This window comes from Brenneria sp. g21c3 (genome assembly GCF_040240345.1).
Classification (GTDB): Bacteria; Pseudomonadota; Gammaproteobacteria; order Enterobacterales; family Enterobacteriaceae; genus Brenneria.
This window is the reverse complement of sequence record NZ_JBEIAB010000003.1, coordinates 363,117-376,727: the sequence shown is the minus strand read 5'-3', so window position 1 is coordinate 376,727 and position 13,611 is coordinate 363,117. Positions and strand designations below refer to the sequence as shown.

13 protein-coding genes are annotated in these 13,611 nt (G+C 56.4%); 10 read left to right on the top strand and 3 right to left on the bottom strand.

Annotated features, from left to right (window positions below; genetic code table 11):
* The first annotated feature begins 5 nt into the window (after positions 1–5).
* The 5 genes from urtA to urtE are packed head-to-tail and all read left to right on the top strand — an operon-like array spanning position 6 to position 5,467.
* Positions 6–1,274 (top strand): urea ABC transporter substrate-binding protein, encoded by a 1,269-nt coding sequence (gene urtA, locus ABRZ28_RS06940; RefSeq protein ID WP_330519815.1) that lies wholly within the window; start codon positions 6–8, stop codon positions 1,272–1,274.
* Between the two features lie 58 nt (positions 1,275–1,332).
* Complete coding sequence (urtB, locus tag ABRZ28_RS06935) at positions 1,333–2,907, top strand: urea ABC transporter permease subunit UrtB (RefSeq protein WP_330519813.1); 1,575 nt, start codon at positions 1,333–1,335, stop codon at positions 2,905–2,907.
* A complete protein-coding gene (urtC, locus tag ABRZ28_RS06930; protein ID WP_330519810.1) occupies positions 2,907–3,983 on the top strand; it encodes an urea ABC transporter permease subunit UrtC in 1,077 nt (358 codons plus the stop codon). Before urtB ends, urtC begins: the two co-directional genes overlap by 1 nt.
* Positions 3,976–4,767, top strand: coding sequence for an urea ABC transporter ATP-binding protein UrtD (urtD, locus tag ABRZ28_RS06925; RefSeq protein WP_319602389.1), 792 nt, complete (start codon positions 3,976–3,978; stop codon positions 4,765–4,767). The genes urtC and urtD overlap by 8 nt, the downstream gene beginning before the upstream one ends.
* Before the next feature lies 1 nt (position 4,768).
* On the top strand, positions 4,769–5,467 hold the full coding sequence (gene urtE / locus ABRZ28_RS06920) for an urea ABC transporter ATP-binding subunit UrtE (protein ID WP_319602390.1): 699 nt from the start codon (positions 4,769–4,771) through the stop codon (positions 5,465–5,467).
* 71 nt (positions 5,468–5,538) lie between these two features.
* On the opposite strand, the gene ABRZ28_RS06915 is transcribed toward urtE, so the two are convergent.
* Positions 5,539–6,696 (bottom strand): serine hydrolase domain-containing protein, encoded by a 1,158-nt coding sequence (locus tag ABRZ28_RS06915; RefSeq protein WP_330519809.1) that lies wholly within the window; start codon positions 6,694–6,696, stop codon positions 5,539–5,541.
* A gap of 152 nt (positions 6,697–6,848) precedes the next feature.
* Complete coding sequence (locus tag ABRZ28_RS06910; RefSeq protein WP_330519808.1) at positions 6,849–7,019, bottom strand: hypothetical protein; 171 nt, start codon at positions 7,017–7,019, stop codon at positions 6,849–6,851.
* A gap of 332 nt (positions 7,020–7,351) precedes the next feature.
* Here ABRZ28_RS06910 and nifH point away from each other — a divergent pair, with 332 nt between their 5' ends.
* The 5 genes from nifH to ABRZ28_RS06885 all read left to right on the top strand — a co-directional run bounded on the left by nifH (position 7,352) and on the right by ABRZ28_RS06885 (position 12,307).
* Positions 7,352–8,236 carry a nitrogenase iron protein gene (gene nifH / locus ABRZ28_RS06905; RefSeq protein WP_319602394.1) on the top strand — a complete coding sequence of 295 codons (885 nt, stop codon included), beginning with the start codon at positions 7,352–7,354 and terminating at the stop codon, positions 8,234–8,236.
* 10 nt (positions 8,237–8,246) lie between these two features.
* Positions 8,247–9,695, top strand: a complete 1,449-nt coding sequence (gene nifD, locus ABRZ28_RS06900; protein WP_319602395.1) for a nitrogenase molybdenum-iron protein alpha chain — start codon at positions 8,247–8,249, stop codon at positions 9,693–9,695.
* Between the two features lie 58 nt (positions 9,696–9,753).
* On the top strand, positions 9,754–11,319 hold the full coding sequence (gene nifK, locus ABRZ28_RS06895) for a nitrogenase molybdenum-iron protein subunit beta (RefSeq protein ID WP_330519807.1): 1,566 nt from the start codon (positions 9,754–9,756) through the stop codon (positions 11,317–11,319).
* A gap of 69 nt (positions 11,320–11,388) precedes the next feature.
* Complete coding sequence (gene nifT, locus ABRZ28_RS06890; protein WP_319602397.1) at positions 11,389–11,604, top strand: putative nitrogen fixation protein NifT; 216 nt, start codon at positions 11,389–11,391, stop codon at positions 11,602–11,604.
* Between the two features lie 37 nt (positions 11,605–11,641).
* Complete coding sequence (locus ABRZ28_RS06885; protein ID WP_330519880.1) at positions 11,642–12,307, top strand: NifB/NifX family molybdenum-iron cluster-binding protein; 666 nt, start codon at positions 11,642–11,644, stop codon at positions 12,305–12,307.
* A gap of 177 nt (positions 12,308–12,484) precedes the next feature.
* Here the strand turns inward: ABRZ28_RS06885 and ABRZ28_RS06880 are convergent, their stop codons facing one another.
* Positions 12,485–12,964 (bottom strand): hypothetical protein, encoded by a 480-nt coding sequence (locus ABRZ28_RS06880; protein WP_319602398.1) that lies wholly within the window; start codon positions 12,962–12,964, stop codon positions 12,485–12,487.
* Between the last annotated feature and the right edge of the window lie 647 nt (positions 12,965–13,611).

Genomic DNA, 13,611 nt, shown 5'->3' with positions numbered 1-13,611 from the left:
AAAAGATGAAAAGACGTTCATTGATCAAAGTATTCGCGCTCTCCGCCACGGTCGCCGGTATGGGGCTCGCCTGGGGCGCGCAGGCGGCGGATACCATCAAAATCGGCATCATGCATTCGCTCTCCGGTACGATGGCGATCTCTGAAACGCCGCTGAAAGACGTAGCGCTGATGACGATTGACGAGATCAACGCCAAAGGCGGCGTGCTGGGTAAAAAGCTCGAACCGGTGGTGGTCGATCCGGCCTCCAACTGGCCGCTGTTCGCGGAAAAAGCTCGGCAACTGCTCACGCAGGATAAGGTCGCCGTGGTGTTTGGCTGCTGGACCTCGGTATCGCGTAAATCCGTCCTGCCGGTCTTTGAAGAATTAAACGGCCTGCTGTTTTACCCGGTGCAGTATGAAGGCGAAGAGATGTCGCCGAACGTGTTCTATACGGGCGCGGCGCCTAACCAACAGGCGATCCCCGCGGTGGAATACCTGATGAGCGAAGACGGCGGCGCGACAAAACGCTTCTTCCTGTTGGGAACCGACTACGTCTACCCGCGCACCACCAACAAGATCCTGCGCGCCTTCCTGCATGCGAAAGGCGTTCAGGACAAAGATATCGTGGAGGTGTATACGCCGTTCGGCCACAGCGATTATCAGACCATCGTGTCCGATATCAAGAAATTCTCGACCGGTGGTAAAACCGCCGTGGTTTCGACCATCAACGGCGATTCCAACGTACCCTTCTATAAAGAGCTGGCCAATCAGGGCATCAAGGCGACCGACGTTCCCGTGGTGGCCTTCTCGGTCGGGGAAGAAGAGCTGCGCGGGATCGACGCCAAACCCCTGGTCGGGCATCTGGCGGCGTGGAACTACTTCCAGTCGGTCGATAATCCGACCAACGCCAAATTCGTCGACAGCTATCGCGCCTACGCCAAAGCCCGCAATCTGCCGAATGCCGATACCGTGGTGACCAACGACCCGATGGAAGCGACCTATGTCGGGCTGCATATGTGGGCGCAGGCGGTGGAAAAGGCCGGTTCGACCGACGTGGATAAAGTTCGCGCGGCGATGGCCGGACAAACGTTCGCCGCGCCCGACGGCTATACGCTGACCATGGATCAGACCAACCATCACCTGCACAAACCGGTGATGATCGGCGAGATAGAAGGCAACGGCCAGTTCAACGTGGTGTGGGAAACGGAACAGCCGATTCGCGCTCAGCCGTGGAGCCCTTACATCGCGGGTAACGATAAGAAGCCCGATCACCCGGTGAAATCAGCGCAATAGCGGCAATGCTGAAGGGAAATAAGGTTAAACACTCTCTTTTTACATGACGGGCATTGCGATGATCATTCGTCAATTACGTAATTTGTTTCTGTCACTGTGCTTAGCGACGCCACTGGCGGCGCTGGCCGGCCCGGCGGCCGACTTTGCGGCGGCCAGCCGCAGCCAGCAGGCGGAAATGCTACAACAATGGGCGATTGCGCCGGACGCCGCTCGCCTGCCATTGTTGCAGGCGCTGCATCGCGAATCGGTGGTGATCGACCAAAACAAACGGCCGTTCAGCGAGACGCAGGGCGAACTTGTCCCGCTGGAAGGCGATGCGCAGCCGGCGGGCGGCACCAAAAAGCTGTTTATGAACAACCGCCTGCGCGTGCTGATCGCCGGCGCGCTGGCGTCCCATCGACTGGTAAGCGATAACGCGGCGACCCGCCTGCATGCCGCGCGGATGCTGCAAAACGAAGCCGTGGCCGCGCAACTGCCGCTGTTGACGCAACGTTTAAGCGCCGAGCAGGACGGCGCCGTCTCCGCCGCGCTGAAAATCGCCATCGCCAGTTTGCAGTTGACGGACGCTAACCCGCAGGCGCGTCTTGACGCGGTGCGGCAGTTAGGCGAAACCGGCGATCCGCAAATGCAGGCGCGCTTACTGAAACTCACCCAGCCGCAGAACGAGCCGGATGCCGACGTCAGGGCGGCGGCGCTCGAAAGCGTGGGAAAAATCAAACGCAGCCTGATTCTGGGCGATCTGCTCGGGCAGGCGTTCAGCGGCTTATCGCTGGGGTCGATTTTGCTGTTGGCGGCGCTGGGGCTGGCGATCACTTACGGTCTGCTGGGCGTGATTAACATGGCGCACGGCGAAATGCTGATGCTGGGCGCCTACGCCACCTGGCTGGTGCAAGCGCTGTTTCAACGCGTTGCGCCCGAATGGCTGGCGTATTACCCGTTATTGGCGCTGCCGGCCGCTTTCTTTATCACCGCCGCCATCGGCATGGCGCTGGAACGCACCATTATCCGCCATCTTTATGGCCGTCCGCTGGAAACGCTGCTGGCGACCTGGGGAATTAGCCTGATGCTGATTCAACTGGTGCGGGTGTTGTTTGGCGCGCAAAACCTGGAGGTGGCCAATCCGACCTGGCTGTCCGGCGGCTTACAGGTGCTGCCTAACCTGGTGCTGCCTTATAACCGTATCGCGGTGATCCTGTTTGTGATCGGCGTGCTGCTGCTCACCTGGCTGCTGCTGAATAAAACCCGTCTCGGCCTTAACGTGCGGGCGGTGACGCAAAACCGGGCGATGGCCGACTGCTGCGGCGTGCCGACCGGACGCGTCGACATGCTGGCTTTCGGGCTGGGCTCGGGCATTGCCGGACTGGGCGGCGTGGCGCTGTCGCAATTGGGCAACGTCGGGCCGGAGCTGGGACAGGGTTATATCATCGACTCCTTCCTGGTGGTGGTGCTCGGCGGCGTGGGGAAACTGGCCGGAACGGTGGTCGCCGCCTTTGGACTGGGCATCATCAATAAAGTGCTGGAGCCGCAGATCGGCGCGGTACTTGGCAAGATCCTGATTTTGATCCTGATCGTATTGTTTATTCAGAAACGACCGCAAGGATTGTTTGCATTCAAAGGGCGGGTAATTGACTGATGAGACAACCCATTACGTTAACCATCGCGAAAAAAGCGCCGCGGCTGACCACCGGCATCGGTATCGCCGTACTCTCAGCGCTGTTGATACTGCCGTTTTTCTCCCTGTTGCCGCCGGATCACGCGTTGGCGCTGTCCACCTACACCCTGACGCTGGTCGGCAAGATCCTCTGCTATGCGATTGTCGCCGTCGCGCTGGATTTAGTGTGGGGATACGCCGGGCTGCTTTCCCTCGGCCACGGTCTGTTTTTCGCGCTGGGCGGCTATGCCATGGGCATGTACCTGATGCGGCAGGCCACGGGCGACGGGCTGCCGGCCTTTATGTCGTTTCTGTCATGGAGCGAGCTGCCGTGGTTCTGGATCGGCACTCAGCATTTCGCCTGGGCGCTATGCCTGATTGTGCTGGCGCCCGGACTGCTGGCGCTGGCGTTCGGCTGGTTTGCCTTTCGCTCTAAAATCAAAGGCGTTTATTTCTCCATTATGACGCAGGCGCTGACCTATGCCGGCATGCTGCTGTTTTTCCGCAATGAAACCGGTTTTGGCGGCAATAACGGATTCACCGGTTTTACCACGCTGCTCGGCTTTCCGGTGACGGCGACCGGAACGCGTATCGGGCTGTTCATCGCCACCGTACTGCTGCTGTTTCTCAGTCTGGTTATCGGCTTTGCGCTGGCGCGCAGCAAGTTCGGCCGCGTATTGACGGCGGTGCGCGATGCGGAGAACCGGCTGATGTTTTGCGGCTACGATCCCAAAGGCTTCAAACTGTTCGTGTGGACGCTGTCTGCGGTGCTGTGCGGTCTGGCGGGGGCGCTCTATGTGCCGCAGGTGGGCATTATCAACCCCAGCGAAATGTCGCCGACCAACTCGATCGAGGCCGCCATCTGGGTGGCGCTGGGGGGCAGGGGAACGCTGATCGGCCCGCTGCTTGGCGCCGGGATCGTCAACGGCGCCAAAAGCTGGTTTACCGTGGCCTTCCCCGAATACTGGCTATTCTTTCTCGGGCTGATTTTCATTCTTGTCACGCTGTTCCTGCCGCGCGGCGTTATTGGCTTGCTCAACCGGAGGAAACATGACTGAGCCACTGTTTACCCAGCCGCAACCGTCGGATCGCCATCGTCATCAAACCGACCCGGTGCTGCAACTGGATAAAATCAACGTCAGTTTCGATGGTTTTCGCGCCCTGACCGACCTGTCGTTGCAAATCGGCGTCGGCGAGCTGCGCTGCGTGATTGGGCCGAACGGCGCCGGCAAAACCACGCTGATGGATGTCATTACCGGCAAAACGCGGCCGGACGACGGGCGGGTGTTCTACGATCAGCAGACCGATCTCACTACGCTCTCGCCGGTGGAGATTGCCCGTGCCGGCATCGGGCGAAAATTTCAAAAACCGACGGTATTTGAGGCGTTAACGGTGTTTGAAAATCTGGAAATCGCCTTAAAAGCGGAGAAATCGGTATGGGCCTGTCTGCGCGCCACGCTCAGCGGCGAGCAGCGCGACCGTATCGATGACATGCTGACGCTGTTGCGCCTCGGCGCTGAACGACGCCGTTTGGCCGGATTGCTGTCGCACGGTCAAAAACAGTTTTTAGAAATCGGCATGCTGCTGGTACAGGAGCCGCATCTGCTGCTGCTTGACGAACCTGCCGCCGGCATGACCGATGCCGAAACGGAATATACCGCCGAGTTATTTCGCAATCTGGCGGGGAAACATTCCTTAATGGTGGTGGAGCACGATATGGGGTTTGTCGAAACCATCGCCGATCGCGTCACCGTATTGCATCAGGGGCAGGTACTGGCGGAAGGTTCACTGCGTGAAGTGCAGGCCAATGAGCAGGTTATCGACGTTTACCTGGGACGCTAAAATGTTACAGATATCTGAACTCAATCAATATTATGGCGGCAGTCATATTCTGCGCGGCTTATCGTTCGAAGCCAGAACCGGCGAGGTAACCTGCCTGCTGGGGCGCAACGGCGTCGGTAAAACCACGTTGTTAAAGTGCCTGATGGGCTTGATTCCCGCCAAATCGGGCAGCATTCGCTGGCAGGGGAATGCGATCAATCACCGCAAACCGCATCAGCGGGTACAGGCGGGCATCGCCTATGTACCGCAGGGACGGGAAATTTTTCCACGGCTGACGGTGGAAGAAAATCTGCTGCTTGGCTTGTCGCGTTTTTCCGGCGCGCAGGCCAGAAGCGTACCCGACGAGATCTATCAGCTTTTCCCGGTGCTGCAAGAGATGAAACAGCGGCGCGGCGGCGATCTGTCCGGCGGTCAGCAACAGCAGTTGGCCATCGGACGGGCGCTGGCCTGCAAACCGCAACTGTTGATTCTGGACGAACCGACGGAAGGCATTCAGCCGTCGGTGATCAAGGAAATCGGCGCGGTGATCCGCAAACTGGCGCAGCGCGGCGATATGGCGATCCTGCTGGTCGAACAGTTTTACGATTTCGCCGCCGAACTGGCGGACAGCTATCTGGTGATGTCGCGCGGGGAGATCGTACAGCGCGGACGCGGCAAGGATATGGAAAAAGACGGCGTTCGCCATCTGGTCGCGATTTAACGCCATATCAGGCGCGGGAGCAGAAAAAACGCCGTTCGTTGCGTGGGCAATGAACGGCGTCATCCTGGCGATTAGAGATAGATGGCATCGCGCAGTTCGGTTACGAAGTCGCCGTCCATTCCTTCATACAGGGTATTGGTGAGCGCCACAACGCTAAGCCCCTGTTGCGGATCGACAAACCACGAATGCCCGTAAACGCCGCCCCAGCGCCAGGTTCCCACCGATTCCGGCGAGTCCGCCGCCGCCGGATCGCGCAGTACCGAAAATCCCAGCCCGAAGCCAAGTCCGGGCGAGTCGGGGATCGCATAGCCGCCGGTCTGATCGCGTCCCATCTCCGCCGCCAGCTCGGCGGAAATCAGCGGCGCGCCGCCCTGACGCAGGGTATCCAGCAATGTCATCACATCATCGGCGGTGCCGACCAATCCGGCGCCGCCGGAGGGATAGGCCTGCTGGTTAAGCGCGCGGGCAGGGGAATAACGCACGCCGACGTTCTCTTCTGAGAACGGCACGATTTCCCCTTCCTGAAGACGATGGGGGACAGGCGCGTCATTGACATAGGGCGTGGCCAGACGCTGCGCATCGCGGCAATAAAAATCGGTGTCGTCCATATGCAGCGGGCCGGTAACCAGCGCGCGTACGGCGTCGCCGAGCGGCTGGTTGCAAACACGCTCTATCACCGCGCCCAACACATCAATCGCCAGCGAATATTGCCAGGCGCTGCCCGGCGCAAACGACAGCGGCACGCTTGCCAGGCGACGAAGATTTTCCGCCAGCGTGATATCCGCGTCATCCAGACCGTCGGAAATACCGGCGCGGGCGTAAGGGCCATTTTCATCGCTTTCATGAAAACGGTAGTTCAGCCCGGCGGTGTGACTGAGCAACTGACGCGTGGTGATTTCAGGGGCTTCGCCGCTTGCCAGCCGCGGCTGAAAATCCGGCAACCAGCGACGGATATCTTCATCCAGTCCCAGCTTGCCTTGCGCCACCAACGCCATGGCCGCCGTCGCGACAATCGGCTTGCTGACGGACGCCAGGCGAAACAGCGTATCCTCCGTCATCGGCCGCCCGCTTTCCCGGTCGGCCAGACCGGCCGCGCCGCGATAAGCCTCTTTACCCTGTTGCCGAACGATAACCACGGCGCCGACAAGGCGCTGTTCGGCAATGGCTTGTTCTATAACGGTATTCAGACGCGCGGACAACGCGCTAGCCGACGGCGATATCTCTGACATATTAAGCTCCTGACATAGACTGTAATAGCGATAACGCACTATAGATTAGTGGGAAATCGGAGAAAAGAGGAGGGTGTTCCGTTGTCAGCGGACAAAGTTATCCGCAATAACAACGGCGAGAAAGTCTTCGCTCGTCTGCGCGCCGCCTATAGCTAGAGTTCAAAACCCGGCGCGACGACTTTCGGCTTACATTCCGCTGGCTTCGGGGTGCCGGCAGGAATATTTTTACAATCCGTCGCAAAAGGATTAAGGGCATCGCGATTGAGATAGAGGATAAACAGCACCAGAATAATCAGAGGGATCAGGATACGTTTTCTTTTCATGGTTACGCTTCATGCGGGATGCAACGGGATCGGCTGTGTTGCATAATTGATGTAAATGTTAATCGTCTGGGTAAATCCTACCGCGTTAACCCGCTTTTGTCTTTAATACATTAGTTTCAATAGCGGCCGGTCGGCGTGTCGAATCCGACGCGCGCTTCTGTCGCCTTTGTCTCTTTTACAACAATTAGTCGCGTTATTGTCCCCAACCCCTCGCGCCGCTTCAGAGCGAGGTTAGTAATTTTCTCTATTTATCAAATTATTACCTTTTCCCCTGAGAGTGGTATGCCCCCTGCAAGATATAGCGGGACATTCACTGTAAAGAGGAAGACACCATGGCAATACGTCAGTGTGCGATTTATGGCAAAGGCGGGATCGGTAAGTCCACCACCACGCAAAATCTGGTGGCGGCGCTTGCTGAACTGGGTAAGAAAGTGATGATTATCGGCTGCGACCCGAAGGCCGACTCCACGCGCTTAATCCTGCATGCCAAAGCGCAAAACACCATTATGGAAATGGCCGCCGAGGTGGGATCCGTCGAAGATCTCGAACTGGAGGATGTGTTGCAGATCGGCTACGGCGGCGTGCGCTGCGCTGAATCCGGCGGCCCGGAACCCGGCGTCGGCTGCGCGGGGCGCGGGGTGATCACCGCCATCAACTTTCTGGAAGAAGAGGGCGCCTATGAAGACGACCTGGATTTTGTCTTCTACGACGTGCTGGGCGACGTGGTCTGCGGCGGGTTCGCCATGCCGATTCGCGAAAACAAGGCCCAGGAAATCTACATCGTCTGCTCCGGCGAAATGATGGCGATGTACGCCGCCAATAACATTTCCAAAGGGATTGTGAAATACGCCAAATCCGGCAAGGTTCGTCTGGGCGGCTTGATTTGTAACTCCCGTCAGACTGACCGGGAAGATGAGTTGATCATCGCGCTGGCCGAAAAACTGGGTACCCAGATGATTCACTTTGTGCCGCGCGACAACATTGTGCAGCGCGCTGAAATCCGCCGCATGACGGTGATTGAATACGATCCCACCTGTACCCAGGCCGACGAGTACCGCACGCTGGCCAGCAAGATCGTCAACAACACCAAGATGGTGGTGCCGACGCCGGTCACCATGGATGAGTTGGAAGCCTTGTTGATGGAGTTCGGCATTCTCAGCGAAGAAGACGAATCCATCGTCGGTAAAACCGCGGCAGAAGAGGCGCAGTCCGCCTGAGGAAACAGCTATGACAGACACCATCATACAGCAGAATCAGGCGCTGATTCAGGAAGTGCTTGAAGTCTTCCCGGACAGAACCCGGAAAGAACGCGCCAAACACATTATGACCGTTGAGCCGGGCATGGAGTCGGTAGGCAAATGCATTATCTCCAACCGCAAGTCGCAACCGGGCGTGATGACGGTGCGCGGCTGCGCCTATGCCGGCTCCAAAGGGGTGGTTTTCGGGCCGATCAAGGACATGGCGCACATCTCGCACGGCCCGATAGGCTGCGGCCAGTATTCCCGCGCCGGGCGACGCAATTACTACACCGGGATGAGCGGCATCGACAGTTTCGGCACGGTGAATTTCACCTCGGATTTTCAGGAGAAGGACATCGTATTCGGCGGCGACAAAAAGCTGCGCAAGCTGATTGACGAGCTGGAACTACTGTTCCCGCTGACCAAAGGCATCAGTATCCAGTCGGAATGCCCGGTCGGGCTGATCGGCGACGACATTGAAGCGGTGGCGCGCGAAGCCAAAGGCGAAATCGGCAAGCCGGTGATCCCGGTGCGTTGCGAAGGATTCCGCGGCGTATCGCAGTCGCTGGGACACCATATCGCCAATGACGTGATCCGCGACTGGATTTTACCCGCCCGGGACGACCAGCCCTTTGCCGCGACGCCGTACGACGTCGCCATTATCGGCGATTACAACATCGGCGGCGATGCCTGGTCTTCGCGTATTTTACTGGAAGAAATCGGGCTGCGGGTCGTTGCGCAATGGTCCGGCGACGGCACGCTGATGGAAATGGAAAAAACGCCCAAGGTGAAGCTTAATCTGGTGCATTGCTATCGCTCGATGAACTATATCTCGCGCCATATGGAAGAAAAATACGGTATTCCCTGGATGGAATACAACTTCTTCGGCCCCACGCAAATTGCGGCGTCGCTGCGCAAAATCGCCGGCCAGTTCGACAGCGTCATTCAGGCGAACGCCGAAGCGGTGATTGCCCGCTATCAGGCGCAGACGGAGGCGGTGATCGCTAAATATCGGCCGCGGCTGGAAGGGAAAAAAGTGTTGCTGTACGTCGGCGGCTTACGTCCGCGCCACGTTATCGGCGCCTATGAAGATCTCGGTATGGAAATTATGGCCGCCGGTTATGAGTTCGCCCATAACGACGACTATGACCGCACTTTGCCCGATCTTAAGGACGGCACGCTGCTGTTTGACGATCTCAGCACCTATGAACTGGAGGAGTTCGTCAAAAGGTTGAAGCCGGACCTGGTGGGGTCGGGCATCAAGGAAAAATACGTGTTCCAGAAGCTGGGGATGCCGTTTCGGCAGATGCACTCCTGGGACTATTCCGGTCCTTATCACGGCTATGACGGCTTTGCGATTTTCGCCCGCGATATGGACATGACGCTGAACAACCCTTGCTGGAACCAGTTAACCGCGCCCTGGCTGAAATCCGCCTGAGGCCTGATGACCCTTTGTCCCGTCAGTTCACCGATTTGTGGCGCGGGAGGAGAATACGATGAGCCAGAATACCGAAAAAGTGAAACCCTGTTATCCGCTGTTCGAACAACCGGAATACCAGGCGCTGTTCGCCAGCAAAAGCGAGTTGGAAGAAGGACACAGCAAGGAACGCGTACAGGAGGTTTTTGCATGGACCACCACCCCCGAATACGAAACGCTGAATTTTCAGCGTGAAGCGCTGACGGTCGACCCGGCGAAAGCCTGTCAGCCGCTGGGAGCGGTGCTGTGTTCGCTGGGATTTGAGAAAACCTTGCCCTATGTACACGGCTCTCAAGGGTGCGTCGCCTATTTTCGCACCTATTTCAACCGCCACTTTAAAGAGCCGGTGGCCTGCGTCTCCGACTCCATGACCGAAGACGCCGCCGTATTCGGCGGCAACAACAATATGAATCAGGGGCTACAGAACGCCGGCGCCTTATATAAACCGGAGGTGATCGCCGTGGCCACCACCTGTATGGCGGAAGTGATCGGCGATGATTTGCAGGCATTTATCAGCAACGCGAAAAAAGACGGCTTTGTGGCCGAGGGCATTGAAGTGCCTTATGCGCATACCCCCAGCTTTATCGGCAGCCATGTGACCGGCTGGGACAATATGTTCGAAGGGTTCGCCCGCACCTTTACCCAGGGCGTCGAAGGATACCAGGTCGGCAGCAACGGCAAAATCAATCTGGTCGCCGGTTTTGAAACCTACCTCGGCAATTTCCGCGTACTGAAACGTATGATGGCGCAGATGGCGGTGCCGTGCTCGCTATTGTCCGACCCGTCGGAGGTGCTGGATACCCCGGCGGACGGCCATTATCGCCTGTATTCGGGCGGCACCACGCAGGCCGAAATGCGCGATGCGCCCAACGCCATCGATACGCTGCTGCTGCAACCCTGGCAGTTGGTCAAAAGCAAAAAAGTGGTCAGGGATGACTGGCAACAGCCTTGCACCGAGGTCGCCATTCCTATGGGGCTGGCCGGCACCGACGACTTTCTGATGACCGTCAGCCAGCTCACCGGCAAACCCATTCCGGAAGCCTTGACGCTGGAACGCGGCAGGCTGGTCGACATGATGCTGGACTCGCACACCTGGCTGCATGGCAAACGTTTCGGCATCTACGGCGATCCCGACTTCCTGCTGGGGCTGACCCGTTTTTTGCTGGAGCTGGGCTGCGAACCGGCGGTGATCCTCTGCCATAACGGCAGCAAGCGCTGGCAGAAAGCGATGAACAAGCTGCTGGCGTCATCGCCGTACGGCAAGGAGAGCGAAGTGTTTATCAACTGCGATCTGTGGCATTTCCGCTCGCTGATGTTTACCCGACAGCCGGACTTTATGATCGGCAATTCTTACGGCAAATTCATCCAGCGCGATACCAAGGCCAAGGGCGACCAGTTTGAAGTTCCGCTGATCCGCATCGGCTTTCCGATCTTCGATCGCCACCACTTGCACCGGTCGACGACCTGGGGGTACGAAGGGGCGATGACGATGTTGACCACGCTGGTGAACGCGATTCTGGAAAAACTGGACGATGACACGATGGCGCTGGGTAAAACCGATTACGGTTACGACCTGGTGCGCTAACCGGGTTAGCGCTTCCCCCGGCAAGGGGGAGGCCGGTAAAGGCGCTTTTTCCGCTCCGCAGGAGGACGTATGGCCAACATCATTCTTCGTCAGCGCGCTGACGGTATCCACTGTTATATCGCCAAAAAAGATCTGGAGGCCAGAGTCACTTTCCTGGAGTTCGACCAACCCGACCGCTGGGGCGGTCGGATTGAGCTGGAGAGCGGGCAGGCGTGGTTTATTGCGCCGCTGGACGCGAAACCGACGCTGCCCGTCACCTTGCGCGCCAAAAAATATGAAGACTAACCGTCGATGACGACAAATACCGGAGATGCTCATGAGCCTGACTCGGGATGATTTACTTTTCTGGCGGCTATTCGCCCTCGCGCAACTGCTGCCGGAAATCGCGCCCGCAACGTTACTCAACTGGCTGGAAACGACCTGCGACGAGTCCCTGACGCTGGAGCGGCTGTCCGCGCTGTCGCTTGAGGAACTGTCCCGCCATTTACCCGTTGATAACGGCGTACTCACCGTTGCCCGCTGGCAGCAAATCATGGATTGCCTGCACGGCAACCTTCCGCCTCATTTAACCGCACAGTTCGAACGTAAGCAGGGGCAGCAGTTACAGGTAGCCTTTGCTTCCAGCAACGGTCTGACGATTAACGGCCATTTCGGTCAATGCCGCCTGTTCTTTATCTACGCCTGGGATCGCCAGGGGCCGTTCCTCAGCGGATTACGGCGTTATCAGCCGCGGGAGGGCGACGACGGCAATGAAGGAAGATTGCGGCTGCTGACCGACTGCCACCTGCTATTTTGCGAGTCGATCGGCGGGCCGGCCGCGGCGAAAGTGATCCGGCACAACATCCACCCGATCAAGGTTCCCCCGGCGACCGCTATCGACCAGCAACTCCAGGCGCTGCATAGCATGATTACCGAGCATATGCCGCCCTGGCTGGCGAAACGATTGGGAAAAGATAATCCGCTGCAACAGCGGCAGTTTGGTTTTTGATCTGACGGCGGGCGAGGCCATCGCTCGCCCGTTATTCTTACGACCATCGATAAGGAGGCTGTTCTCAGGAACCGTCGCTGCCGTTGCCTCGTCAGTCGGCGGGAATGACGGCGATCGTCAATATCAAAACGGCAAAAAATTACTTTTACATGGCTAGCGTTACGGGAAACGAGTGAGCTAATTAATACTATCAGGAAAGGATATTGATAGTTCACATGGCTTTTCCGTTGAAAAGGCAACTGTCTCGCCATGTTTGTTGCTCAAACCTTCGTAAGTTTTACCATCACACTCATTTGTTAATAGATATCTGACGAGAGGCAATGGATTGCCATCCGGATCGCCGACCGTAAATCGCTCGACATAGTCATAGCCATTAACTTGGGGTAATAAAACAACATCGTTGAGCGAAATGTCACCTTTCACAACAAACAGCCCGATTTTATCGTTTACGCCTATAGCGCCAACGGCCTGATCTTTAGTTCCTTGAACAATATGAGCGCCTGGCGGTATTTTTATTATTTCATGGCCATTAAAATCAATGCGGTAGTAACCTGTATCCACATAGAATCCCTTGTCTTCAATGTCTTTTTTGGTTAAATCAAAAGAAGACGTACACCCGCTTATCAATACAACCAATAAACATATTATTTTTTTCATCGACTAAATCTCGCTAGATCGGCGGGCAAGTCCGTCGCGCCGCCTGTTATTATGACAAAGTTCGTATCATCTTTACTATGGCTTTATTTTTATAATAAAAACCTTTTTAAATGGCGGCACATTCTACATCATCGAATAGTCAAAAGGTACTCTTTGCTAAGGACCTCGCTGGGCGTAAACATCGTATTGACTGTTTGAACATAGACCCCTATTCGCAGATCACCTTTATTATGTGGAATCCCGGATATGACAAAATTATTGTGATACCCGCAGTCCCTGGCACATTGAATGTTAAAATCAGGAGAAACCTTTAATCCCGTATTTGACGGTGTCAATCTTACTTCCGTGTTTTTTTTAGTAAAATAGAACATATCGCCACTAGAGAAATTAGCATGTATTTCTACAGAGTAATGTTCGCCAACTTTTGCGTCGGGTAACTTATCCGTCTCGGGATGAAAAGTTACATTATTTGAACAAGAAGATATAAAAAATGAAAACAAAAAAACAAGAATTATATTCATATTATTAACTCATTGGTTTGAAAACCAACGCTCCAAAAAATCGTTTAACCAAAAACGAAATATCTGAATTATCTTTCACTTGATTATCAATAGATCCCCATGAAAATAGCCTTAACTGTATATTCC

Coding starts and splice junctions, on each gene's coding strand:
- urtA (WP_330519815.1), top strand. CDS start 6: ATGAAAAGACGTTCATTGATCAAAGTATTCGCGCTCTCCGCCACGGTC.
- urtB (WP_330519813.1), top strand. CDS start 1,333: ATGATCATTCGTCAATTACGTAATTTGTTTCTGTCACTGTGCTTAGCG.
- urtC (WP_330519810.1), top strand. CDS start 2,907: ATGAGACAACCCATTACGTTAACCATCGCGAAAAAAGCGCCGCGGCTG.
- urtD (WP_319602389.1), top strand. CDS start 3,976: ATGACTGAGCCACTGTTTACCCAGCCGCAACCGTCGGATCGCCATCGT.
- urtE (WP_319602390.1), top strand. CDS start 4,769: ATGTTACAGATATCTGAACTCAATCAATATTATGGCGGCAGTCATATT.
- ABRZ28_RS06915 (WP_330519809.1), bottom strand. CDS start 6,696: ATGTCAGAGATATCGCCGTCGGCTAGCGCGTTGTCCGCGCGTCTGAAT.
- ABRZ28_RS06910 (WP_330519808.1), bottom strand. CDS start 7,019: ATGAAAAGAAAACGTATCCTGATCCCTCTGATTATTCTGGTGCTGTTT.
- nifH (WP_319602394.1), top strand. CDS start 7,352: ATGGCAATACGTCAGTGTGCGATTTATGGCAAAGGCGGGATCGGTAAG.
- nifD (WP_319602395.1), top strand. CDS start 8,247: ATGACAGACACCATCATACAGCAGAATCAGGCGCTGATTCAGGAAGTG.
- nifK (WP_330519807.1), top strand. CDS start 9,754: ATGAGCCAGAATACCGAAAAAGTGAAACCCTGTTATCCGCTGTTCGAA.
- nifT (WP_319602397.1), top strand. CDS start 11,389: ATGGCCAACATCATTCTTCGTCAGCGCGCTGACGGTATCCACTGTTAT.
- ABRZ28_RS06880 (WP_319602398.1), bottom strand. CDS start 12,964: ATGAAAAAAATAATATGTTTATTGGTTGTATTGATAAGCGGGTGTACG.